General features: G+C 35.1%; 24 protein-coding genes. 20 read left to right on the forward strand and 4 right to left on the reverse strand.

Going from position 1 to position 25,865, the window contains the following annotated elements:
• Positions 1-49 precede the first annotated feature (49 nt).
• The gene (locus tag FVB32_RS14075) at positions 50-1,150 is read left to right on the forward strand and encodes a LamG domain-containing protein (RefSeq protein WP_147744443.1); all 1,101 of its coding nucleotides are present in this window, start codon (positions 50-52) and stop codon (positions 1,148-1,150) included.
• 78 nt (positions 1,151-1,228) lie between these two features.
• Positions 1,229-1,351, forward strand: coding sequence for a hypothetical protein (locus tag FVB32_RS17965; RefSeq protein WP_262712976.1), 123 nt, complete (start codon positions 1,229-1,231; stop codon positions 1,349-1,351).
• A gap of 7 nt (positions 1,352-1,358) precedes the next feature.
• On the opposite strand, the gene FVB32_RS14085 is transcribed toward FVB32_RS17965, so the two are convergent.
• Positions 1,359-1,859 (reverse strand): hypothetical protein, encoded by a 501-nt coding sequence (locus FVB32_RS14085; protein ID WP_147744444.1) that lies wholly within the window; start codon positions 1,857-1,859, stop codon positions 1,359-1,361.
• Positions 1,860-2,002: 143 nt separating this feature from the next.
• On the opposite strand from FVB32_RS14085, the gene FVB32_RS14090 reads away from it, so the two are divergent.
• The 10 genes from FVB32_RS14090 to FVB32_RS14135 all read left to right on the forward strand — a co-directional run bounded on the left by FVB32_RS14090 (position 2,003) and on the right by FVB32_RS14135 (position 15,573).
• Positions 2,003-5,131: a WD40/YVTN/BNR-like repeat-containing protein gene (locus FVB32_RS14090; protein ID WP_147744446.1), complete on the forward strand. Its 3,129-nt coding sequence runs from the start codon at positions 2,003-2,005 to the stop codon at positions 5,129-5,131.
• Between the two features lie 2 nt (positions 5,132-5,133).
• Positions 5,134-5,547 (forward strand): PH domain-containing protein, encoded by a 414-nt coding sequence (locus FVB32_RS14095; protein ID WP_147744448.1) that lies wholly within the window; start codon positions 5,134-5,136, stop codon positions 5,545-5,547.
• A complete protein-coding gene (locus FVB32_RS14100; protein ID WP_147744450.1) occupies positions 5,544-6,758 on the forward strand; it encodes an amidohydrolase family protein in 1,215 nt (404 codons plus the stop codon). The genes FVB32_RS14095 and FVB32_RS14100 overlap by 4 nt, the downstream gene beginning before the upstream one ends.
• Positions 6,759-6,768: 10 nt before the next feature.
• Positions 6,769-7,902, forward strand: a complete 1,134-nt coding sequence (locus FVB32_RS14105; protein WP_246139891.1) for an MBL fold metallo-hydrolase — start codon at positions 6,769-6,771, stop codon at positions 7,900-7,902.
• Between the two features lie 203 nt (positions 7,903-8,105).
• Positions 8,106-8,930 carry a LytR/AlgR family response regulator transcription factor gene (locus FVB32_RS14110; RefSeq protein ID WP_147744453.1) on the forward strand — a complete coding sequence of 275 codons (825 nt, stop codon included), beginning with the start codon at positions 8,106-8,108 and terminating at the stop codon, positions 8,928-8,930.
• Between the two features lie 245 nt (positions 8,931-9,175).
• Complete coding sequence (locus FVB32_RS14115) at positions 9,176-9,631, forward strand: hypothetical protein (RefSeq protein ID WP_222707965.1); 456 nt, start codon at positions 9,176-9,178, stop codon at positions 9,629-9,631.
• A gap of 4 nt (positions 9,632-9,635) precedes the next feature.
• Positions 9,636-10,805: a serine hydrolase domain-containing protein gene (locus tag FVB32_RS14120; protein WP_222707966.1), complete on the forward strand. Its 1,170-nt coding sequence runs from the start codon at positions 9,636-9,638 to the stop codon at positions 10,803-10,805.
• Positions 10,806-11,897: 1,092 nt separating this feature from the next.
• Positions 11,898-12,626 (forward strand): hypothetical protein, encoded by a 729-nt coding sequence (locus FVB32_RS14125; protein ID WP_187269584.1) that lies wholly within the window; start codon positions 11,898-11,900, stop codon positions 12,624-12,626.
• Positions 12,627-12,888: 262 nt separating this feature from the next.
• The gene (locus FVB32_RS14130; RefSeq protein WP_147744459.1) at positions 12,889-14,376 is read left to right on the forward strand and encodes a hypothetical protein; all 1,488 of its coding nucleotides are present in this window, start codon (positions 12,889-12,891) and stop codon (positions 14,374-14,376) included.
• Between the two features lie 360 nt (positions 14,377-14,736).
• Positions 14,737-15,573 (forward strand): tyrosine-type recombinase/integrase, encoded by an 837-nt coding sequence (locus FVB32_RS14135; RefSeq protein ID WP_187269585.1) that lies wholly within the window; start codon positions 14,737-14,739, stop codon positions 15,571-15,573.
• 25 nt (positions 15,574-15,598) lie between these two features.
• On the opposite strand, the gene FVB32_RS14140 is transcribed toward FVB32_RS14135, so the two are convergent.
• Positions 15,599-15,838, reverse strand: coding sequence for a hypothetical protein (locus tag FVB32_RS14140; protein WP_147744463.1), 240 nt, complete (start codon positions 15,836-15,838; stop codon positions 15,599-15,601).
• Positions 15,839-15,975: 137 nt separating this feature from the next.
• Here FVB32_RS14140 and FVB32_RS14145 point away from each other — a divergent pair, with 137 nt between their 5' ends.
• The 8 genes from FVB32_RS14145 to FVB32_RS14175 all read left to right on the forward strand — a co-directional run bounded on the left by FVB32_RS14145 (position 15,976) and on the right by FVB32_RS14175 (position 22,695).
• Entirely contained in the window at positions 15,976-16,197 is a 222-nt protein-coding gene (locus FVB32_RS14145) for a helix-turn-helix domain-containing protein (RefSeq protein WP_147744465.1), read from the forward strand.
• A gap of 21 nt (positions 16,198-16,218) precedes the next feature.
• Complete coding sequence (locus FVB32_RS14150) at positions 16,219-17,208, forward strand: HEPN domain-containing protein (protein WP_147744467.1); 990 nt, start codon at positions 16,219-16,221, stop codon at positions 17,206-17,208.
• A 191-nt stretch (positions 17,209-17,399) separates the two neighbouring features.
• Positions 17,400-17,777 carry a hypothetical protein gene (locus FVB32_RS14155; protein WP_147744469.1) on the forward strand — a complete coding sequence of 126 codons (378 nt, stop codon included), beginning with the start codon at positions 17,400-17,402 and terminating at the stop codon, positions 17,775-17,777.
• A gap of 21 nt (positions 17,778-17,798) precedes the next feature.
• Positions 17,799-18,266: an HAD domain-containing protein gene (locus tag FVB32_RS14160; protein WP_147744471.1), complete on the forward strand. Its 468-nt coding sequence runs from the start codon at positions 17,799-17,801 to the stop codon at positions 18,264-18,266.
• 845 nt (positions 18,267-19,111) lie between these two features.
• Positions 19,112-19,675: a hypothetical protein gene (locus tag FVB32_RS14165; RefSeq protein WP_147744473.1), complete on the forward strand. Its 564-nt coding sequence runs from the start codon at positions 19,112-19,114 to the stop codon at positions 19,673-19,675.
• Positions 19,676-19,712: 37 nt separating this feature from the next.
• Entirely contained in the window at positions 19,713-20,654 is a 942-nt protein-coding gene (locus FVB32_RS14170) for an ABC-three component system protein (RefSeq protein WP_147744475.1), read from the forward strand.
• A 21-nt stretch (positions 20,655-20,675) separates the two neighbouring features.
• Positions 20,676-20,897, forward strand: coding sequence for an ABC-three component system middle component 6 (locus FVB32_RS17775; protein WP_187269586.1), 222 nt, complete (start codon positions 20,676-20,678; stop codon positions 20,895-20,897).
• Positions 20,884-22,695: a DUF2326 domain-containing protein gene (locus tag FVB32_RS14175; RefSeq protein ID WP_147744476.1), complete on the forward strand. Its 1,812-nt coding sequence runs from the start codon at positions 20,884-20,886 to the stop codon at positions 22,693-22,695. The genes FVB32_RS17775 and FVB32_RS14175 overlap by 14 nt, the downstream gene beginning before the upstream one ends.
• A gap of 849 nt (positions 22,696-23,544) precedes the next feature.
• Here FVB32_RS14175 and FVB32_RS14180 read toward each other — a convergent pair.
• Together FVB32_RS14180 and FVB32_RS14185 are read right to left on the reverse strand one after the other, a co-directional pair.
• Positions 23,545-24,342, reverse strand: coding sequence for a universal stress protein (locus FVB32_RS14180; RefSeq protein ID WP_147744478.1), 798 nt, complete (start codon positions 24,340-24,342; stop codon positions 23,545-23,547).
• 116 nt (positions 24,343-24,458) lie between these two features.
• Positions 24,459-25,829, reverse strand: coding sequence for an aldehyde dehydrogenase (locus tag FVB32_RS14185; protein ID WP_147744480.1), 1,371 nt, complete (start codon positions 25,827-25,829; stop codon positions 24,459-24,461).
• Positions 25,830-25,865: the final 36 nt, after the last annotated feature.

The following is a 25,865-nucleotide window of genomic DNA, read 5'->3' on the forward strand; positions in this document are numbered from 1 at the left end:
AGATGCATCTGGATATTGTCCAATTTTGGGTAATCAAAAAAAGAACGCCATGTTTAAATCTATTCCTATTATCGCAATAACACTGTTCGTTACCTTAGGAAATGCACAACGCCATATTCCTTTAGATACGACACATTTGGAGGTTAATGCGCAATCGTATCTTTTGGAAACCTATAAAGGGAAAGAAGCTATTTACCTAAAAGGAGGTTCCATACGGTTGAAGAATGAAGTTTTCTTAAATGGTACCATTGAATATGATATCTATTTAAAGAAAGTCCAAGGTTTTCCCGGGGTATATTTTAGAGTAGATGGGGATAACGCGGAGCATTTCTATGTGCGACCACATCAATCAGGAAACCCAGATGCTAATCAAGCGGCGCCAGTGGTGAATGGCATATCTCCATGGCAACTCTATTTTGGACCTAAATATTCTTTCCCATATGAATACAAATATGATGATTGGACCCATGTTAAAGTTGTTGTTAATGATAACAGAGCACAAGTTTTTCTGGATTATCAAGAGGAGCCTAACCTCTCTTGGGAGTTGTTTCATACACCAAAAGAAGGGGGAATTAGCATTACGGGAGGCAATAATCAAGCTTTACATATTGCCAATATTTCCATTGATAATGATGCCGTTGAATTAAAAAACTTTAATCCAGGTAAGAGAAAGCCAATAGATGGATTGATTCAGCATTGGGAAGTATCAGATAAGTTTGAAGAGCAGCTTTTACAAGATTATGGGTCACTTAAAACCGTTATTGATAATAGATCATGGGGCAAACGCATTTCAGTTGAGGAAGGTGTAGCTGCAAACATATCCCGACAGGTAAAGCTGCGTGATCAGGAACCTAGGAATACCGTTTTTGCAAAGATCAATATTGACTCTAGTAAAGATCAAACTAAGCTATTTGACTTTGGTTATAGTGATAGGGTAGTAGTCATCTTAAACGGACAACCCATTTATAAAGGAAACAATAAATACAGATCAAGAGACTACCGCTATTTGGGTACAATAGGACTCTTTGATGCTGTTTATCTGAACCTAAAGAAGGGGAAAAATACACTGCTATTGGCAGTTTCCGAAGACTTTGGGGGTTGGTTGGTGACAGGGAAATTTTCAGACACCAAAGGAATTCAAATAAAGTAGTCATCTGTTAAATTAAGGGGAGTATTAATATGAAAAGGAATTTTATCATAAGAGTATTTTGTGCTATGTTTCTAATTAATGGAGCATGATTTATGGCAAAAACATATGGGCAATGCACATTTGGTAGCTTATATGAACGCTACTGATGGAGCCGTAGAAGATTTCACCCTCAATGAAATGACGCCTGTATTTGACTACTGAAATTTAATTAAAAGCTGGCCCGTAGGGAAAAAACGTTAGGGTTAATTACTTTACCAGAGAGATCCCCTCCAGATTTGTTCACTTTGCCTTGGAACCCTAGTTCCAACAATAGATCGGAATTCACCTCATACCCTAAACCAGCACTTAAGTTTACCTGCATAAGTTCTTGTTCACCAGATAGTTGATTAATATCATAAACGCCTTGTGTGCCCGCGAAAAGATGTAATCTCTTTTTTACCTGCCATTTGAGTAAAAAAGAGGTGCTAATACGTTCTCTTGTGCCAAATTTTTCATAGAATTCTTCCAACTGAACTTGTAGTCTTTTAGAGATATTCCGACTTACTATTAGTCTTCTCGCATCCTCACCATTCACTCCAACTGGGTAACTTCTGCCGTCAATAGAAAGCTTATCCTTTTGGCTGTTAGTTAGAGGTTGCTCCAAAAATATTTGCCCATGCATGCTAGAGAAAAACAAAACACAGCTTAAAAAAATAAAGAACCGTTTCATGGATTGATGAATTACCAATATTGAAGATACAAACTATATCCTCAAGACCGTATTGGAGTCGTCAAATAAGTATAAAAACTCCATTTTCAATAAAGAAAGAAAAGCATATAAATCACTACATTTAGTGGATAAAGAACCATTAAATGAAAAACAGTATTTATATACTTATAGCGTGCTTTTCAGTTTCTTATTTGTCCTTTGGCCAAAGGAAGTCGAATACAACAAATATCAGTGAACGTTTGTATCAATCCATGGAGTATCGGAACATAGGGCCCTTTAGGGGAGGAAGGTCGACTACCGTAGCTGGATTACCAGATGATATCTTCACCTATTATATGGGAGCAACAGGCGGAGGTGTATGGAAAACCACTGATGGCGGAAATACATGGAACAATATCTCTGACGGCTTTTTTAATACCACGGGAATTGGCGATATCACCATTGCGCCCTCAGACTCCAATATTATCTATGTAGGAACGGGAGAGTCTCCTGTTCGTGGAGTTAAAACCTCTCATGGAGATGGATTGTATAAGTCCACTGATGCCGGAAAAACATGGAAGCATATGGGATTGGCAGCCACCAGACATATAAGCGATGTTTACGTACATCCAAATAATCCAGATAAAGTATACGTGGCAGCTCAAGGAAATCCTTGGGGACCCAATGAGGAACGCGGGGTATACTTATCCGAAGATGGGGGAGTTAGTTGGGAAAAGATTCTATATGTTAACCAAGATTCTGGGATTGTGGACATGACAGTGGATGCTTCCAATCCAAATATTATGATGGTTGCTTCGTGGGATTTTCATCGAAAACCATGGGTAGTGCAGAGTGGAGGTCCAGGTAGTCGTATTTATAAAACTACCGATGCTGGTAAAACTTGGAAAGAAATAACAAAAGGGGTACCAGAATTAAAAGGAAAGATGGGTGTTGCCATTTCTCCAGCCAACCCAAACATCGTATACATCGCCATTGATGCCCTGGGAGATAAAGCAGGAGTATATCGCTCAGAAGATGGTGGAGAGAGCTTTAAACAAACTACAAATGATGCCACCACCTATGCAAGATCATGGTATTATATGCATATTATCGCTGATCCCAATGATGAAGACGAAGTATGGGTGATGAATAGTTTTGCCATGAAATCTATCGATGGGGGAAAAACCTTTACTGGCATTATGGGTAGTCATGTAGATCATCATGATCTATGGATCAATCCCAATAATAGCGATATCATGATCAACGCCAATGATGGTGGTGGTTCTGTAACCTATAACGGAGGTAAAACCTGGTCTACTTTGATGAATCAGCCTACTGGGCAGTTCTATAGAGCAATAACAGACAATCAATATCCATATCGGGTATATTCGGGGCAGCAAGACAATAGCACCATAGCGATTGATAGCAGAGTGGTTGACGATGGTATTGGAGAAATGCACTGGGATGTGATGCGAGCAGGTGAATCATCCACTGTGGCACTTGATCCAGATAATCCTAGATATGTCTATTCCACCTACTTTGCAAGCAATTTTGTGGAATGGGACCGTGATATTGACAATACAAGAATGGTTCGTCCGTATCCTGAAAGAGTTACGGGTGAACAACCCAAAAATCTTAAATATCGGGCCAACTGGAATGGTCCAGTAATTGTTTCACCCCATAATCCAAACGTGATTTATTACGGCTCCCAATACATGATGAAGTCCTCGGATAGGGGAGTAACTTGGGATGTGATCAGTGAAGACCTTACACGCAATGACAAAGCACATCAAGGAAAAGGTGGAAAGCCCATCAGTAATGAACAAATCACAGCAGAGAGTTACAACAACCTTTTCAACATAGAAGAGTCACCAGTTAAGGAAGGTGTTATTTGGGTGGGGTCGGATGATGGTTTGGTGTACTTGACCCAAGATGGGGGCAGCACATGGAAAAATGTTACTCCTGCTGGCCTAAAAGAAAGCATCATCAACGTGGTGGAACCTTCTCCTCATGATGCAGCAACTGCATATATTGCGGTGGCAGGATATAAATGGAATGATTTTACACCCCATATCTATAAAACAAATGATTATGGAGCTTCTTGGCAGAAAATTGTGAACGGAATACCTGGTGATACTTTTGCAAGGAGTGTAAGAGAGGACCCGGACCGAAAAGGATTGCTTTACGCAGGTACGGAAACCGGAGTCTTTGTTTCTTTTAACGATGGGAAACTATGGCTGCCCTTGCAGAACAATCTACCTGAAGTTCCGATTACTGATTTAAGAGTGAAGCGTAAAGATTTAGTAGTAGCAACACAGGGGAGAGCACTTTGGATTTTGGATGACCTTACCCCACTGCATCAAATTAGTGAAGAAGTAGCCAAAACGGACTATTTCCTTTATAAACCAAGGGATATGCATACAGAACTTTCTGTAGCCTACAGTATTGATGGTGGGTATGGTAAAAACCCACCGGCTGGAGTACAGATTCACTATACCTTAAATAAAGAAGTGCCAGAAAAGATACCCATGTCCATGGAAATTATGGACAGTAGTGGAGAAGTGATTCATGCAGAGTTTGCGAACCGCCCAAGGGTTGGGTGTGATACCTTGGTAAAACCTCAATTAAAAAGAAGCATAGGCGCCCATCGTTTCCAATGGAATATGAAAATTGGAAAGTTTGATTGCCTAAAAGAATTGTACACTACCAATCGTGATCTAACTGCATATAATGCGCCTCCGGGAAATTATAAAGTTCGATTTAAAGTGGGGGAGTACAGTCAAACCCAAGATTTTGAAATCAAAATTGACCCTCGCATCGCCAACAGTATTGATAATGCTGCGGCTGCCTATGTTGAAAGAGATGGGATTTCAAAACTCATTTATAAGGGCGCCACTGAAATGGCAAAAGGAGTACGTGACCTTCGAAAAATTAAACAGCAGTTAGATTTTATCATGAAAGAATCTACCAATGAAAAGATAAAAACACAGGGGACTGCACTAAATGGTGCCATAGATGATTGGATTGCCAAGATTCTCCAAAAAGAAATGAGAACCTACCAAAGCAACTATATGTTCGAGGCACGACTCTTAATAAAGTTTAAAGATTTCCTGAACAGAATTGGAAAAGGAAACCTACCCATGACTCCAGGAGTACGAGAGGTGACCAAGGACTATCTAAAACAATGGGGTACGCTAAAAACGGAGCTGCAAAGTCTTAAGGTCAAAGATGTAAATGCGTATAATGCGCTGTTAAAAAAAGAAGGCTTACCAGAGTTGTATTGGCCACAGTAAATATGAAAAAGTATCCATCAAAAATAAGTTATGGCCTTTTACTCTTTGTATTGGCAGTACCAATTGGCACCATTTTTCCGTTGATTTCTTCACAAAGATGGTTCGCGATTGGGGTTAACTTATGCATTGTGACTTTTATACTGATACTCTTTTTCAACCTCTTTTATGCCATAGATGAAGAATGGTTATATATTAAATTGGGCTTGGTGTTGATTAAAAAAATTGATATTCAATCAATAATAATGATGTCAGAGACAAGAAGCCTCATAAGTGCCCCGGCAGTTTCTTTGGATAGGTTAGAAATAATCTATAGTAAGCACAAGAGTATCATTATATCACCAAGGGATAAATCTGGATTTATCGACCATATAACTCTTATCAATCCTAACATAACCGTACAATATAAGGCAACATGAGGACCATCACCATCTTAACTTTCTTTATCATAGCAATAGGCGTAAATGCCCAGAACATTTACCTTAAAAACGTAAATATCTTTGACGGCAATAGTAATACTATTTCATCTACATCTGCTGTCAAAATAAAAGGAAAAACTATTGAATGGATTGGAAATCAATTAAGTCAGGACCCCGATGGGTATCAAGTAATTGATGGTTTAGGCTACTACCTTATGCCAGGGATGATCGATGCGCATACCCACATAAGTGATTTTAAAGCTGCAGAACGAGCACTGAATTCGGGAGTTACCACTGTGCGATCTGCCAGTACTAAATTCTATCAAGATGTGACCCTTGGTAATCTGGCTAAAAAGGGAGTTATACCAGGGCCCGACTTTGTCAGCGCAGGTGTATATGTCACCCCTAATTTAGGAGAGACGATATTGGCTGACACAAGATTAAGCAATCTTAGTGAAGGAGTTTATTCTGAAGAGGCCCTGCGCCAATTGGTAAGGATTAATGCAGCACGTGGCGTGGATGTTATTAAAACCAGGGGGACGGAACGGGCAGGACTCCCAGAAACTGATCCAAGACAACAAACATACACCAAAGAGCAACTCCGTATTGTTGTAGATGAAGCAGCTAAACATAATCTAAAAGTTATGGTGCATGCACATGGTGATGAAGGAGGAAGAGCAGCTGTTGAAGCCGGTGTTGTAAGCATAGAACACGGTACTTTTCTAAGTAGGGCAACTCTTGGGCTTATGAAAACGAAAGGCACCTTTTTAGTCCCTACTTTTATAACCATTGAAGATTTAAAAGTTCCAGGTGGGGAGTACAGTAATCCTACATTAGAGTTACGCGGTAAGTTTATGATGGTTGAAGCTGAAAGAACAATCAAAGAAGCACTGGCACTAGGCGTAAAAATGGCAACAGGCGCAGATAATGACTATAGCGCCGAAAGCACAACAAGGGTGTCGTTGGAAGCCGAACACTTCGTGAGATTGGGAATGACCAACTTTCAGGCGTTGCAAGCGGCCACAAAAAATGGGGCAGAACTGCTCGGTCTTAGTAATCAAATTGGAACCTTGGAATCTGGCAAGGAGGCGGATATGATCTTACTTCCCAATAATCCATTAGAAGACATCGTTGCCCTTCAAGATGTTTTGTTGGTCATTAGCAATGGGCAGATAGCATTGAAGCGCATTCCTTTTACGCTTAATGAATAACAGTATTGAATTGAGAACTGTAAAAAAATACCTAAAAAAAGTGTTGGTGACCATAGTATTCCTAATAGCGGCCTTAGTAATCGCGTATCTACTCTTTGTAAACTTCTATCCAAGTTTTGGTGGTAATGTATCCAAAGAATTACAAAAGCAATATGCAAAATCTCCTAATTACAGGGATGGAAAGTTCGTTAATATTAAGGATGTTCCAAAGGATTTAAGTTTTGGGGAAACTGTAAAACTTGCCTACAAATTTTTTACCACAAAAGTTCCTGAAGGTAGACCAAAACAGGATTTAAAGGTTATAAAACTGGATTCTTCAGATGTTGCGAGTTTTAAGAACAATACCCGCCTCATTTGGTACGGACATTCTGCTTTTCTATTACAAATTGAGTCTAAAAACATCTTGATTGACCCCATGTTTGGAAAAGTTGCGGCGCCGCACCCTTTACTGGGAGGAGATCGTTTTAATAAGGAAATACCATTGGAAATAGAAAAATTACCCCGTATTGAAGCGGTGCTAATTTCACATGACCATTATGATCATCTTGATTACGAGTCCATCGGAAAACTAAAGGATAAGGTAGCTATGTTTTATACGCCGCTTGGCGTAGGAGTCCATCTGGAGAAGTGGGGAATCAAAAAAGAACGTATTGTTGAACTGGATTGGTGGCAGGAGGCAAAACTTGATGGATTGCTATTCGCATGCACACCGGCACAACACTTTTCAGGAAGGAAGTTTGGAAATGAACAGAGTACGCTATGGAGTTCTTGGGTCATTGTATCTTCAAAAGAAAGCATCTTTTTTAGTGGTGACAGTGGATATGGAAGTCATTTTAAAACAATTGGAGAAAAATATGGCCCTTTTGATTTTGCCATGATGGAATGTGGGCAATACAATGCCATGTGGCCAGATATTCATATGTTCCCTGAGGAAACTGCACAGGCTGGAAAGGATGTAAATGCCAAGGTAGTAATGCCCATTCACTGGAGCGGATTTAAATTGGCATTGCATAGTTGGAGAGACCCTATAGAACGGGTTGTTAAAAAAGGAGCTGAGTTAGGAATTCCCATTGCCACACCAAAAATAGGAGAGGTCATTAAACCTAGTGATTCCCTCCAAACCTATGAGGTTTGGTGGAAATAGCAAGATTCGGAATTAGGGTATAATTTCCTGAAAAGCTTTTCAATTTTATGAAAAGCTCCCTCATATTTATAGACGGTAAATACAACTGTACGGATTTGGAAAATTATTTCCATATGCAGGTGAATCTCAATATTTTTATAGAGCAATTAAAAATATAGCAGTTCCAACTTAATTAATCTTGTTCTTTCAAAGAGAATCAATTGATGGAGAAAAGTAACGAAAACCAGTCTGCGTACTATCCGGATATTTCCATATTCCTTATTTTAATTCCTTTTATAAGTGCCATCAATTATCACCTTACCTATGCAAATATCAAGTTCAATGGATTCTTAATATTGACCTTTACTATTGATACTGTAACTGGATATATTGCCTGGTTCTTTACAAGAAAGCTAATCTTATACCTAGATATAAAACTTCCCTACAGTAAAGGCATAATTAAGCGTTTGGGTATACAATTACCCGCCACTACAGTTCTTGGATTGTTTATTATCAGTTTTTTAACCGAACTGACCAGCTTTATAGCCAAAGGAGAAGGAGCGCCACTGGATTTCTACACTATTGACCTTATTATTATTGGAATTTGGTTCTTTTTCATAAACGCCATTTACCTTGGGCTCTACTATTATAATCAATGGAAAAAAACAGAGCAAAAGATAGCAAGGGAAGAAAAATTAAAAGCAGGTGGTTTCATAGTGAAAGTTGGCAAAAAAGACATGAAACTGGATTTTGACAACCTAGCTGGTTTTTTCATTGATACTGACTATACTGTTGCTCAGGATGCCAATGGGAAAAAGTTTTATTTGGATGATTCCTTGGAAAAAGTTGAAAACAGACTCCCAGGAGATACTTTTTTCAGATTGAACAGAAAATACATATTACACCGCAATATGATATCTGGCTTTAAGCGGATAGAAAACGGAAAAATTCTGGTGCTTCTTCATAAAAATGAGCTTTTCCCCTCTAACATTACTGTTAGCCGCACAAAAGCCCCTTCATTTAAAAGATGGTTTCGGCCAAATTTGTAACATTTCAGAGGGTTAAATACTACACTTCAGCATAAAAGGAAGAACTAACCGAGATTTCAATGTCAGCCAGGCCATACTTTTGGGGCATTATTATTTCAATTATGAAACTAAAACTTTTACTTTTTCTGATTGTAAGTTGTTTATCACAGCTAGTAAACAGCCAAAACAATTTTTCCAAGAATCATAGGAACTTTCCCCTAATAGTAAGCTTGCAGTTTAATTCTTTATCAATGCCTTTTAAAAATATGAAAGCTAATTTTTCCAATATTGGCATCGGCATTGGAACAGAGGTAAGCCATAATGGTAACAATAACTGGGTACAACAATTTAATGTGGTATGGTATCGGAATAAAAATACTGGAAATGGCTTGTTTCTATATTCTCAAGCTGTATGGCGGCCCCATATCACTAATAATTTTTATACTGAATTAAAACTAGGGGCTGGCTATATGCTGAAATCCAGACCTACGCAATCATTCAAGCAAGAAAGTGATAACTGGATTTCGGTCGGAAAGAAGGGCAAAGGGCTCTTTGCCATTCCGGTCGGAGTTTCAATAGGTCACAATGACTATTCAGAAAAAACTTATGTATCACCTTTTGCGAGCTATCAATTTATAGTATTGAAGGGGTATAATGAAAGTATTCCCATTGTACCAGAAACTCTCATACAAGTTGGATCAAGAATACACTTTAAAGATTAAGACAATGAAAATCAATAGCTTTTATGTACACTTTATTTGGATGGTTCTTGCTTTCAATGATCTCAATGCGCAAGAGTTTGAAGTAGCATCATGTGACCCAATAGAACCAATTAATGCCTTTGCAAGAGGGGAAGCTTTGGAAAAGGCCATGGAAAAGTTGGTTAGCAGCGGGGTGCCTGGAGCTTCGATTGCCATTTTTTCGGATAATGGTTGGTGGTATACTGCTAAGGGATATTCAAGAATTGAGGACAAAACTTCTTTGGAGGTGTGCAACCTTCAATATTTACAGAGTGTAGCCAAAACCTATCATGCCGTTGCCATTTTAAAACTGTATGAACAAGGCAAAATTGATCTTGAGATGTCTATCTCGAAATATCTCCCGGAGAAAATCAGCAATTATGTAACAGATGCTGAAAAAATAACTGTAAAGATGCTCTTGAATCATACTTCAGGTATTTCAGAATACAATTTTAACCCGAACTATGTAGCAAAACTTCTACAAAGTCCTGAATATGCTTTTACAGGGGAAGAGTATCTGAGCTATATAAAGAAAAAACCTCTTGATTTTGAACCAGGGAGTCGCTACTCATACCGTAATACCAATTACGTTTTATTGGCCTTGATACTTGATGAACTGACTGGAGACCATGAGAAATTTATTGATGATACTATTTTTAAGCCATTAGGCCTTACCCGTACTTTTTATAGAAATGACGACAATTTTCTAAACTATCCCGAATTGGTGAACAGTTATTGGGATCGTAACAGTACAGGAATAGTGGAAAACGCCACTTACCTGCAGCGTAAAAATGTCGAACATATGATTGGCGATGATGGTATAGTAACCACACCGATAGAAGCCATAAAGTTTTTAAAAGGTTTGGTAGAAGGTAAACTATTATCTGAAAAAACTTTAGCGCTTATGAAAACATGGGTGAAAAGAGACAATGGTGAATTAGCTTACGGATTAGGTCTAAGTCATGTCGAAGTGGGTGGGATAGAAGCTTATGGACATTCTGGCGGGGGAATTGGAGCTGGTTGCGAGCTTTATTATTTCCCACAGAAAAACCTATACTACTTTATTGCTATCAATTTAGGCACAGTAACATATAGCCCTTTACATGATGAAATAGAAAAAGTACGATCAGAAATATATAGCATATTGTTACAATGATCAAAGAATGTAATAGGTCGTTGACCATTAGTTTGTTTCAAGACAAAAGATAATTAAACACGAAAAAAAGAGATTAATTGGGATTCTACATATAACAAGTGCATAGATTATTTAAAATCGATTATCCAGTGGATAATTGGTTTTAAATACAAATCCTTTAAATAATTATGCTCTTGTGGCAAACTAACGAGAATCGTCTAAAATTTTTTATTACGTACATTTTTATCGAATACGCGATTTTTAAACAAATCTAAAAGGGTTAGCTTTTTTTGGCGCTGGCAATGCGGTTGGAAATTGTGTTTTAAAAAATTAATGCGATAGCATAATTATTTTAAAAAAGCAATCGAGCGCATTGGCGTGCGGCAATTTTACATAACGGCTAATTATAGATACAGACGAAATGTTTGTCGCTGGGATTTTCTAAGAATTTGAAGTTTTCCAAAAAGGATTTTTATTTACCGAAATTTCGAAGCAGCGTAAATTAAAAAGGTTGATGACCCTGTTGCTACGCTAAATAAAAGGAATGCTCTCTAGAGATATTTTACATAATAGAATTATGACCTACAGCTAAAGGATTGAACCTGGAATACTTATACATCAATCTGTATCATAATGTTCTGCGTTATGTAACTTGAGCTTTGATTAAAAGCGAAAGTTTGTGCTACTTATTAAAAAAAATTCTTCTAAAATGTCCTTTAAGAAGGTAATGGAATACTGTTTTGCCGAACCAACAGAGTGGGAGAGGTGAAAGTGTATGGAATGGTCCAAAACCTAAATTGTTAATAAAAATTGCCAAAAACACCTTGAAATAGCAGGAAAACCCCAGAATTTCTAAGGTTTTTCTATAATGGTTTTTGGCAATCATTTTCTATATTACCAATCTCCAAAGTATTGACTTCCTACGTTTTACTTCCCCCAAGAAATACCCTTTAATGGGTATAGCATTCAAGTAATTCATTTTCAAGATTTGAATAACTGATATTTTTAAATACTAACTAAAAACCTATTAAAATGAAGAAAGTGTTCTTTTTGTTGACTATCCTATTAATTTTTCCCATGACAAATTATAGCCAGGAAAATGATGATGAAAAATTGGAAAAAGCTGTAAATAAAGGAAAAGAAATAGGAACATTGGTTAAATCAATTGTTGAAACTGCATTGCCCGTTTGGGGCTCAATATCAAGCGTATTATGGCCAGATGGGAAAAATAAAAAGGTTAAGAAAGAAGATGCTGATGCAGCAATGGTAAAATTTCAAGATTCATTGCAAAAGCAATTAAAAGCGCGATTAGTAAATACCGCTAAAGAAGAAATAAAACCAATTGAAGATTTAGCCTCCGAACTTAGTGTCGTCTACAGGATAGCTGAAGCTTCTATGCTAGGACAGCAAGAATTACCTCAGTTGACAGCTGAATTGAACAGAGAAGACGTCAATTGGGCAGACGCAAGGGATGAGTTAGACGATGTTAAAGCAGATCTCAACAAAATGGACGATGTAACAGTCGACGAAATCAGGCAAAAAGTTAAGGAAAGAACACTCAGGCTTACATTAGAAAATATCAAATCCAACAAGGAAGAAACCTTAAGGCGGTTGACAAGATATTTGAGAGATGACACTAAAGATAAAGAAAGGGCTGTACAACAAATCCAAAAGTTGATGGAAGACCTCCAGCCAGTAAATTATCTCACATCAGGCTATATCTTTGATATTTACAGCGATTTAAGAGGGTTAAACTTTTGGTCAAAAGAGGCGATGAATGGTAACGAGAAAGTTGAAAATGTAATGTTTTCAGAATTGGAAAAAACCCTACCAAAGCAATAAGATGAATCGACTAATTATAGCCTTTCTTTTTGGTTTGAACGTATGTCTTGCTCAACAGGATTTGTCTATAGAAAAAAATAAAATTTATGCTTTTATTGTAGGCATATCAAAGTTCGATACAGAACATTGGAATAAGGAGACATCTATCTTAAAGACAAGTATTAATGAGGCGGTAGATGGTCTGTACAAAGAATTGGACAATAAGCCATACATAGAAGAGGTTTTTTTGTTTGATTCTATCCACAAGACAAGTAGAGAATATTTGGATAAAGCAATAAGTGAAGAACTGTTCAAATTAAACCTTAAGGGTGAGCCAAGCGTAGTACTATTTTTTTTCATTGGTCACGGTCTATATATAGAAAACGATGATTTTTATATAGTTACCTCAAATGCTAAAAAAAACTCAGGAAGGGATTTATTTGGAATTAACAGGGATTTTCTTAGGCACATAAATGGATTTTTAAAAAAGTCGCATGTATTGACTTTTATTGATGCATGCTCTTCAGGAGAAATAGAAAACCTACCTTTTTTAGATAATATGAGAAGGACTTGGAAGGACAATGGTGTTTTACATTATATGTTAACTTCAACTACAGACGCAAGACCATCTTATGGGGCTTACTTTAGCAAATCTCTATTAGAGTTTATTAGAGATAAAGGTAAGGGCGCTGGAAAGGATTGCGATTTGGATTTTTCTTATGTCAATAGCACGAAAGCTATCATTCCATACATGAGGAAAGTTTACCTAGATGCTGGGAAAGATACCACTGAACTTTCAATTAAAAAATTTGAACCGATATTTACTTTTAGTTCAGATAAATTCTGTCTAGATTCCTTCAGAGGGATAAAGGGATGTGGAGTAATTCAGAACAATAAAGAGATAGATGTAAGTTGCGTAATTAAAAATCCAGGAGGCAAAATTTTGATTAATAAAGAATTAAAACCTAATGAGTATTTATGGTTTTTTGGCAAACTTGGAATTGACTACTCAATTAACTACTCTTGGTATGACTCAAGAATGAAAGAAGAAAGAAACAAAAAGGACAAGTTTAATTTCACATCTGAAAACCCTGTTTCTGAGCTTTTTTTAGAGGGCAAGGCTAATTACAGTATCAGATATGCAGATTTACTTTTCCAATCAAGTAAGGCTGCGGAAATGATTGGTGTAAGGGAAGAATTTATTACAACTCGATTGGCTCAGGCCAAATTTATTGAAAGAATATCCAAAATTGCCGATGATGGCGATTACGCCTATGTTGAAAGAATCGATACTCTTCTCAAACAATCAGACTCAAGAGTTGCTAACAATTGGTCAAAAAGAAATGGAGAATGGTACGTTGTAGAATCAGGAGATGCTACAATAAACTTTAAGGGGAAGATTAGACAGCTATTTGCAGAAGGAGATTTTAAAAAAGCTTCATTACTTTCTCATGACCTTTATTTGCGAAGTGGAGAAAAGGAAAACTTAGAACTGAGTAGAGACATGGAATTAGCTTTTTTGACAGCAGATTTAACTCGTAAGGAAGATTCCATTCAAACTTATTACAATTCCGCAGATTTGCCATGGGTCGCAGTAACTGAAAATGCTATCACCAGGCTTTCTCCTATTCCCGAGCTGCAATCTGTTTCAGATAAATCCACAGTAGAATTGATAATGAAATTAACGGATATAAAAACTAAGGTCACCGAAAAAATTGTGGCTTGGATTGAGGAAAACAATGCTGGTTATATTAATCTTAAAAAAGAGTAAGTATTTTTTTTAATACTATCCGAATAGTTAGAGAGTGGGTGAAATCGTATTGAATGGAAAACTATACTTAGTTGAACTTTTCAATATTTATGTAAAACTCCATGACGACCTCCTTTAGTCCCATCAAAATATGAGAAGCATTTTGTCTCTCCAATTCCGAAAATGTGTCTACTGGCAGGTAATTAAACATATAAAACGCTTGGTTCAGCCATTCTGATAATGATACCTTAATACTCGTTTATACTTTTAACCCAGTGTTTTTCTTTTAAAAATCACCATCTTGAAGAAAGTAAATAATCATTAGAAGTATAATATGAAAAAAAAGTATATCTAGGCAAGGATGCTGAAATGATTGAAGGCATGTATAAACATCTTTCTTTTCGTAATTACAGTAGACACACGGTAAGCAATTACATCAAAGAAATGAACCATATCTGCTGCCATTACCGATGTAGCCCAAAAGATTTAGATCAGCGACAAATACAGGATTACCTCTACCTTCTTGTTTCCAATAAAAAATTTGGGCCAAATAAAATTGCGGTTGCAATAGCTAGTTTTACTTATTTCTATCATAACATTGCTAAAACTACTAAAAAGATAAAGCTACTCCGAAGCCCAAGAATTCCAAATAGGGTGCCATTTGTTCTTTCCCCACAACAGGTTTACCAATTTATTGAATCATTATCTACGCTTAGGGATAAAGTAATTGTTCAAATGTTGTATTCCACCGGAATTAGAGTAGGGGAGTGTGTAGGTTTAAAAAGGCAAGATATACACCCTAGTCGTATGGTGATAAGAATAGTAAAGGGAAAAGGTCAAAAAGACCGTTACGTTCCACTTAGCCCAATGCTGTTTGGACAACTGGAACAATATTACAAGCAATATGATCCTAAAGATTATATTTTTTACGGTAGGAGTAAAGAGGAACCAATGAATAGAATAACAGTTAATCGAGTTATTTGGAAGGCAAACTTTATTCTAAAAACCAAGGAAAAGATTACACCTCATACTTTTAGACATTCTTTTGCTACCATGCTAACTGAGGAGGGGGAAAACCTCTTCACAATTCAAAAGATATTAGGGCATAAAAGTATTAATTCGACCTTCCGATATATTAAGGCATCTAAAACGAAACTGAAATCTTGTATAAATCCGTTAGATAAGATATACAGCGATAATATTGAATCTAAACCCTAGAAAATGTATGGAATAGATAGCGTGACTAATTATCTTTTTTGTTTAAATAAATCTCCATAACCGCCTCTTTCAGTTCCATTAAAACATGACAGCAGTTTTGCCTTTCCAAGTCTGAAAAGGTGTCCATGGGAATAAAGTGGAGCATAAAAATGGTTTTGTCCAAACTTTGGGTAAGAGAAAGAAGATCTCCTTCATGGCATTCTTCAAAATATGAGAGTAGGGGAGTGAGGTCATCGTTGCTAAGTTCATTATTTCCTTGTTTCATGTGTAAGAAATTAATATCAAATATTCTGATAATCGGAATAAATATACTTAAAAACGGACAAAATAGTGCATTAAAGTTTAGATTTCCGGATAAAAATTTCTTATAAGGTAACTTTATGAACTGAAAATCAGATAAGAATGACAGAGTTAGGTTTGTTTCTTGCCAAGAAATCAGTTAATCGTTCAGATGTTGCTAGAAAAACGGGAATAAGCAAAACACGTTTAAGCGAACTTTCTAATAATAAAAGAACAAAACTTCGCGCTGATGAACTCTATTTAATAGCTCTAGCAATTGATGTAAATCCTTGCGAAATCTTAAATGAGGTATGTAAGCATTTAAAAATTGAAAAGGGAGGCTAATCTGTTTCAGATATCCAAAATATGGCTGCATACTATTACATCGAAGATTTAATTGATTTTGATGTCAATACCGAATTAGAAATTGAGGAAGGTCTTGTATTGAAGGTTGCACCAGAGGAACAACTTGAATTGTTAAAAAGGTTGCTAGTTCAATTTGGAGTTATACCATTTGATTTTAGTTTACACGAGCATAGGGTAAAAAAAAGGCTCGAGTCTGGAGGAGCAAATCTAGAAAAAAGAAAAAACGATGATTTTAGATACTTTGTTCTAGAACATAGTATTGGCAATCACTATGATCTAAACTTTGCAAAAGCACTCCAATTAATGGACAAGGATTTTTTTGTTCCCTTTGGATTTGCTAAATCCTCTGAAATAGGAGTCTCAATAAAATACTCATTTGAGCAGTTAAGTGCGCATACTTATTTTATTGACAAGAACATAATTAATTTTGATGCACAAAGAAGTCAGTTTTATCCAAAAAAATGGGACGCTAAGTCTTTTACGACTGAGGACAAAGCCCAATTTTTGAAAAATCTCCAATTACTCAGAAACTTCGAGCGGATAAAAGATGATTACATTCATATCTCTAAGGCCTTAGATGATTTTTTTAAGATAAATGAAATTTCGAATAATTCGGTTTTTAAAATTGTGAGCTATATAGCTTGTTTAGAATTGCTCCTTGTAGATAATGGTATGGATCGTTTGAAATCCATTAATATGCAATTACAATCGAAAGTGAATTTGATAAACAATAGGCTTGACACTCCAATAATAGTATCAGATTTTTTCAAAGGCCCTGATTCACTTGATTTAGGCACAGTAATAGGAAAAATATACAACTATAGGAGTTCAATTGCCCATGGTGACATTCTTGATTTTGAGAAAAAGCTTAAGGTATTGGAGAAGGTTTCGTATTACGATGTTCTGAGGTTTTTAAGAATAATTCTGAAACAAACAGTTTTGTTTGCTCTCCAAGAGCCTCAAATGGTTACCGATTTAAAGAGTTGCTAGAAGAAAATGCGGGCAGGCGAGGGTGTGAATTTGTGGCTTGGCACAAAGAGCCATTGCCCTGGGCTTTGTGTGTGGGTGCGTAGCACCGGAATAGCGAAGCTATAAGACACAAAGGGAGCGTGGAAGCATATTTTCTTCTTGATTTTTTGTTTCTTTTTTATCAAGAAAAAAGAAAGGAATAACTTTGCTTTATGCACGAAATAACCTTAAAAAACGTTAGAGATTTACTGGAATCAGGCACACTTGAGTTAGTAGCAACTCAAGATGCCATTAATCTACCAATACTTCAAAGGATTTATAAAAAAATGAAAATTGGTATTGAATTTGCTAATATTAGGGTAAAAGGTTCTCGCATTGTTGATGGACATCACAGATATATTTGTTCTGAATTATCAAAGACTAAAATAGGTCAAAATGACTGGCAAATATCATCAACTGCCGTCGATTGTAGTTGGAGGGATGTAAATATTATAGAGAAAGACTATGAAACCCCTGAAATGATTCAAGTACACAACGAAAGAGATGCAGAATTAAACGACGTAGATATTAATGTTTTAAACGATTTATAAAATAAAACATATCTTTGTAACATGTTGATTTTATTAGACATAGATGGAGTAATGGTTCCTGCAGCAAGTTGGAAACGGCCTGAATTTGAAAATGATGGATTTCCGAGGTTCAGCAGAAGAGCTGTATTTAGCCTTCAGAAAATTATTTCTGAAACAGGTGCAGATATTCTATTGACAACTTCTCACAAGTCTAGTTATAGTATTTCTGAGTGGAAAAAGATTTTTTCTGCAAGAGGATTCCAAAATCTTAATATTAAGAGACTTAATAAGAATATTAATAATCTTAATAGGAGAGAAGAAATAATGAAATGGGTAAATAAAGGAAATGAAAATTCCTTTGTTATAATTGATGATGATAAAACTTTAAATAATTTACCATATAATATTAAATCTAAACTTGTACAACCAAGTGCAACGGTTGGTTTAAATGATGAACTAGCTGATTCAGCTATTAAGATTCTGAAATCTTCTGAAAGAATAGCTAGTTAAGAATAATACATATATCGTATCTAAAATCCCATCATATTCTGGTGGGATTTTTATTTTACATAATGTTATAAGCGCTCACAAAAAAAAGCTGATTTGGTGGAGGATGTTAGCAAGTGCTTAGAATTTACGCATCAGCGAAATTTTAAGCTTTTGCAGAAAGCTGACGAAAAGCCCGTGAAATTTTTCTTCTCCAAAATTTCAATTGAACCAAAGGTTTCAATAAAAAACGAAAGCTGAGCTTTTAATGACGCTGGCCAAGTGGCTGAGAATTGCGTATAAAAATAAATGTAAGGGCATTTACTTTTTATGAAAGCAATGTGCTGTTGGCCGAGCGGCTATTTTACATAGCGACTGATTATAGATACAAATGAAAACATGCGGCGTTAGCCGACCGCTAGTGAATGTTTCATGACCCTGTTCCTAATTCCCATAAATGACGAAATGTTGAGGGATATTTTACATAATAGAATTATAGCTTACAAATGGATAAACAGCTAGAAAAGCAAAATAATACATTTGTACTATAATGTTCTTGCGTTATGTAACTTGAGCTTTGATTAAAAGCGAAAGTTGTTACAATCTTCATTGATTTTTTTTCTTTCTAAAAACTTCCTGAAAATGTAATGGAATACTCTTTGCCCGAAGCGACGATAGAAGCGAAGTGGTAATGTGTATGGAATGGTATTTTACTACAATTGTATAATTTTATAACGGTTTTCCGTAATTGATTACTTGTTAAAATTTAATATATTTGAATTGCCCTCATCACTTAAATTTTGGCTTTATTATTACTCATAAAACGTTATGTTATTTGGTATTGCTAATAACTATTTTAAAAAGTATAAATGAGAGTAGAGGACATCATATTTTTTTCCCCTAATTTTAAAACAGCTTATTTAAATTTAGATGATGACAATGAACTGATAAGTGCTTTTGTTGATAGAATAGAAGGTTTTTATTTCAAACCAGCAGAAAAACTTAATGAAGAATTTGAGTCTTTTGCAAAAGGTCTTATTGTGTTAACAGCCATTGATTTTATTGGTGAATTTTTAATAAGAACAAATAATTCAGATAGAATCAAAAGATTTTGTTTAGGACTAAATAGTATTAAAAAAGAAGATGAAAAAGAAGCTAAAAAATTGGTTGACATTCTGAACAACGACTATCGTAATGGACTCGTTCATGAAGGACGAATAAAAAACTTAGGTCAATTTTTTAATGGGATTGAGGCACTAATTGTGGTTGGTGAAGGTAATTCTATGGTCAATCCGCAAATTTTGCTGAATGAGACAAGAGATAGGTTTTATGAATACATTGAAATGATTAAGCAATCTAAAGAGGAATTGTTTCAGTTTAGAAATAAAATCAAACAAAGGTTTGAAGATGAAATAAAAGCCTTACCAGAATAAAGATGTGTTGTTTTACTAAATTATATTTCAATTTTATATGAATTACAGACTTGAAGAATTATCTGAGGATGATTTTGAAAAATTAGTAAATACAATTTGTCAATCCATTTTGGGTACAGGAGTTATATCTTTTACAAAAGGCAAAGATGGTGGACGTGACGGTAAATTTACTGGAACAGCAAACAATTTTCCATCAAAGACTGGTAATTGGTCAGGTAAATTCATTATTCAGGCTAAACATACAACCAACCCTATAGCAAGTTGTTCGGATTCTGATTTTAAAACAATTATTGGTAAAGAAATTATTTCAATAAAAAAGCTAATAGCAGCTGGAGAGGTTGATAATTATATTCTATTCACAAATAGAAAATTTACAGGAATTACTGGTACTTCTCTGGTAAAACAAATAAAAACAGAAACTGGTCTAAGCAATGTTGAAATTATTGGAAAAGAAACTATAAATGATTCCTATTTAAGCGGAAATAAAGATATTGTAAAGCTGTATGGCCTAGATAAATTTAGTTTGCCATTTTCATTTTCAGAGGACGAATTAAAAGATTTAATTGTTGATTTCAAGTCGCAAATGGATACTATTGAGGACGAAATAGCTAAGGGTGTTGCAAAAGTTAAATTTGATTATAAGAAGCTTGATATTAGCGAGAAAAACAAAAAAAACATACTAGGACAGACGTACTTTGAAGACGTAATTTTGTCTGAATCTTTAGAGCATTTTGATAAAATCGATGTTTTTTTACAAAATCCAAGAAATTCGGATTTAAAGGATTATTATTATGATATTGCCGACGAATTAAGGCAGATAATAACTGTAAAAAGAGAGGATTTTGGGGCTTTTGAAGAAATTTTAGTATTCATAAGACAGCTGACTACTGAAGGGAGCACTAAATTAAAAGGAAAGAAAAGGTTTGTTAGTGTATTTTTGCATTACATGTATTATACCTGCTCAATTGGAACAAAATAAGTGATAAAGCCTGACAAACATATGAACTTAGATATTTCACTTATAAACGTAAGTGCACATATCCTTTCTAGCTTTAAAAGAAGAAATGTTGTTAAGTATGATGAGCTTTTAAACGCAGTTAAAAATAATTTGGAAAAAGATTCAGAAGAAATATTTCCATATGCATTAAATTTTCTATTTCTATTGAATAAAATTAAATACGAGAAGGACAAAGATTCTTTTATCTTGAATGAAGTTAAATAAGCTATATACAAATAAGGATAACTTTAAAAATATAAAGTTCAATCGCGGTATTAACGTGGTTTATGCTGATGTGAAAACCAAAGTAAGTGCTAATAAGAATGCTCACAATTTGGGGAAAACATTGTTATCTGAATTGATTGATATTTTATTACTTAAAGGAATAACACCAAAAAATCACTTCCTTTTTACTACAAAGGACCAAACTGGAAAAGATATATTCTCTTCATATATTTTTTATTTAGAAATTTTGTTAAATAGTGGAAAATTTTTGACAATCAAAAGGGATGTTCAAAATCATTCTAAGATATCTTTTAGTTTAAGTGTTAATGAAACAAATGGTTTTAATCCACCTCAAAAATGGGACGACGAATTAGTTCCAATAGAAAAAGCTAAACTATTGCTTGCCGAATACTTAAACTTTGATTTTTTCAAGAATAAGGATTACGATTACAGAAAGTCAATAAATTATAGTATTAGGAGACAAGGAGATTATGCAGATATATATAGACTAACCAAATTCAAAGGAAGGGATATTTACTGGAAACCTTTCATGTTTGATTTTTTGGGTTTTGATGGAAATTTATTACTGGATAAATATGATAGCGATAAGAGCAAAGATGATATCCAACAATACATTAATAAACTTAAGAATGAGTTTTCTATCAATATTAATGATAGAGATGAAATCGTTGCTCAATTACAAATAAAAGAGGCACGTTCTGTTGAAATGACTAAAGAGATTGACAAGTTCAATTTTTACGAGCAAGACAAAAGTTTAATACAGGAAGGAGTTGAAGAGTTTGAAGTAAAAATCAGTAATTTAAATACAATTGCCTATAATTTAGAGTATGACATTAATAACTTAAAAAAATCAATTAAAAATCAATTTAGTTTTGATTTAAAAAAGATTGATAAAGTCTTTAAAGAAGTAGATTTATTTTTTCCAGACCAGTTAAAAAAGGATTATCAAGAACTAATTAGTTTTAATAAAGAGATAACCGAAGAAAGAAATAAACTACTCAAAAAGACATTAAATAAAAAGGGCGTTGAACTCGAAAGTATCAGAAAGGAATTAAAAGAATTAAATTCTCAAAAAGAGCAGTTGTTATCGGTCTTACAAAATACGGATACCTTTAATAAATTTAAGGTGTACCAAAAGGATTTAGTTAAAATAGAAGGCCAACTAATTCAACTTAGAGAAAAATTAAAAACAATCGATTTACTCGTTGAAAAGGAAGAACAAATCAATGATATCGAAAAGAACTTAGAAGGTTTAATTAATTCCATAAATAAAGAATTTCAAAACACAGATAAAAACGAGTTTTATAAAGAGGTAAGAACTAAGTTTTCACAATATTATAAAACCATTCTAAATGAAGATTCTTACATATCATGGACAATAAATAATAGTGGGAATGTGGATTTTCAATCGCCGAAAGTGCTCTCAAATACTGAGAACAGATTTGACACAGCTCAAGGAGATGGATACACTTATACTAAACTATTTTGCGTTTGCTTTGACCTAGCAATTTTGACTGCATATTTTAAAGAATCTTACTATAGATTCGTATATCACGATGACGTGCTAGCCAATGAAGATAATGGTGTAAAGCACAGGCTCCTGAATTTAGTTAGAAAACTAATTGAAGACTATAATATTCAATACATATTTTCCATTATCAAAGATGATTTGCCAGCTGATGAATCAGACTTACCTATAAAATTCAAAGATTCTGATATTGTGCTTAATTTGAGTGACAAAAGTGAAACTGATACCTTATTTGGTTTTAAGTTCTAAATCCTTTGGCCTAGGAGAATTTTAGCTAAACAATAGGCGAGGGGAGCGGCCATATTTTAGGGGGCTGGTTACTATTTTTCATGACAATTGAAAAGGTGCTTTTACCTCAAAACAGTCTTAAGAGTTACAATGGATCCTAAAATATAGCGATTGAGCCGTACATTGTTTCTAAAATTATCTGTAAGCCTTGATTTTTTTGTTTCTTTTTTTATCAAGAAAAAAAGATAAAAGAAACGCTTACTAGTTACAATGTTGAATTTCTATTTTACATAATGTTAGAAACACCTAAAGAAAAGCTTCAATCAAGACGAGAGGTTAGCAAGGGCTAAGAATTTTGCTCGCAGAGAAAATTTTAGCTGTTGCGGCAAGCTAACGAGAATGTCATAGAAAAAAATCTTGCACACATTTGCTCGAATACGAGAATTTTAAATGAATCTAAAAGGCTAGCTTTTAAATGGCGTTGGCAAGCGTTGGCAAATTGTGTTTAAAATAAATTGCCATGAGCAATTTGATTTTAAAAAGCAATCGAGCGTTTGGCAGCGGCTATTTTACATAACGGCAAATTATGAGTACAGACGGAAGGTTTCTTAGCAGGATTGCGGAATTTCAAAGTTTAGAATAAATTTTCTTCTGTGTGGAAAATTTGAAGCTACGTAAATTAAACAGCTTGATGACCCTGTTGGTAATTCGCTTAAAAGCTACAAACGTGAGGGATATTTTACATAATAGAATTATGACTTACAGCTAAAGGTTTGAACCTGAAATACTTATATATCAATCTGTATCATAATTTATATTATGTAAAATAGATTGTTTCAACCTCTACTGAACCAAGGCACCTTAAAACAGTTACTTCGTAATCAAAACCGGAATATCAAGTCTTTGAGCAATTTCTTTTGGAGAAACCTGACCCTCCAACACTACCTTAGATTGTTGCTTGGAGATACAAAATAATTCGGTATTGGTTTTGGACACATAAGATGTTAAACCGTCCAGTGCATTTGAGCCTTCAGAAAATACGTAAGAAATGGTATCCTTCAATTCTTCCTTAGGCGCATCCCCAGAGTCACCAATACTAAAAAACTTAGTAGGCTTTGTCGTTTGCCTATTCAAATCGCTAATAATATCCAAATCATATTCTTTAACAGCATTCCCGAAAACTCCTAGAGAGAGATTTGAAAAAGAATGAAATCGTTTGTCATCTCCCATGATTAATACATCTGCGCCACATTCATTCACAACAAATTCTGTGATTCCTTTACCAAAGAAATTGGCGAGTTTCGTCCTTTGTTTACCCATTACCACAATACTCGGTTGTTTACTGGAAATATAGTCCTTTATACAGTTTTTAACATTTCCGTAGGCTATTTTCCAGGACACAGGAAACCCTTCCCGATCGCTTACTCGCTGAATTAGCTTTTGCAATTCCGCTTCTGTGGTTCTATTGTCTTTGTGAATGGTACGCATTGCGGACAACTGATTTTCAGACTTAACCACGTCCACCGGAGCTTTTACACACAATACTTCCACCGCTCCGTCTATCGTTTTGGCCAAACCAATGGCATTGTTTAACACAACTTCCGAAGCATTAGGCAAATCCATTAAGACAGCCAATTTGTATTTTGCTTTGCTCTTTTTAGTATCCATAAGTAGTAGTTGTTTAAGGGTTTTGACTAAAAATAATATGAATACTATTAATATCTAATAGTTTAACTTTTATTTAGTAAAAGTATAACAGCCAGTGCCTTTTCTGCCTTAAAATCTTAAAAAAGATGTTTTAGTTTCTTTACCCAATTAACCGGAATAGTATATGGAGCATAGCGAATTGGAACATCTATCCAATTTGATTTTTTGATTATGGCTTTTTTATGTGAGAACAAATCAAAAGAATGTTTGCCATGGTATCCACCAATGCCAGACTGCCCTACTCCACCAAAAGGCAGGTTTTTATTGGCAATCTGCATAACGGTATCATTTATGATACCTCCCCCAAAGCCATATTGGTTTACTATCTTCTTTTGATGCTTCTTATTTCTAGAAAAGATATATAGCGCCAGTGGTTTTTCAAAATTCAATAGGTATGTTGGAATGTCTGCTTCAGTTTTATATCCAATAATGGGCAATAATGGTCCAAAAATCTCATCTTGCATTAGTGTACTATTTAGCTCTGGTTCGTTCACCAAAGTAGGCTCAATAAATTTTCCCTCATCAATACATTTCCCACCATACAATACTTCCTGGTTCTCAAGTTTTCCTTTCAACTTGTCATAGTGGTCAGAAGTTGTAATTCTGGCATAGTCCCCTGATTCTTCGATGTTTTTGCCATAAAACCTCACTAAATAGTACTTTAATTCCTTTATCAGTTTGTCTTTTACAGATTCTTGCACTAAAATATAATCAGGTGCAATACAGGTTTGTCCAGCATTTAAAAATTTGCCCCAAACAATTCGTTTTGCAGCTAGTTTTATAGCGGCTGTTTCATCAACAATACAGGGATTTTTACCACTCAGTTCCAATGTAACAGGTGTTAAATGTTCTGCGGCACTTTTATAGATAATCTTACCCACACGGGAACTGCCTGTAAAAAAGATATAATCCCATTTGTTAGCTAATAGCGCTTTTGATTCCGGAATGCCGCCTTCAACCACTGTTACATATTCTGGAGGGAATACTTTTTTAACTATTTCGGCCATAATACGAGAAGTATTAGGACTAAATTCTGATGGCTTAAGGATAACGGTGTTTCCTGCTGCCACGGCTCCAATTAATGGTGACATACTTAATAAAAATGGATAGTTCCATGGCGAAATAACCAACACATTACCATAGGGTTCCGAATAAATACGATCTTTTGACGGAAAATTTGCCCAGGTAGATTTCACTCTTACTGATTTACTCCAAAACTCCATATTGGTAAGAATATGCTTTAGCTCTGAAAGCACCAGTTGCGTCTCGGTCGCAAGTGCTTCAAATCTCGGCTTTTTAAAATCCTTGTATAGCGCATCACAAATTGCATCTTCATTTGCAACCAATTCATGTTGCAACCGTTTTAAAAATTGTCTGCGATATTGAACATTTTTTGTTTTATGTGTTTGAAAAAAATCTCTCTGTTGTTTTACTGCATCTGCTATCATAAACGTATTCCAAATTATCTTTCAATTTTAAAACTG

The organism is Flagellimonas hymeniacidonis, assembly GCF_008040165.1.
In the GTDB taxonomy this organism is placed as follows: domain Bacteria; phylum Bacteroidota; class Bacteroidia; order Flavobacteriales; family Flavobacteriaceae; genus Flagellimonas; species Flagellimonas hymeniacidonis.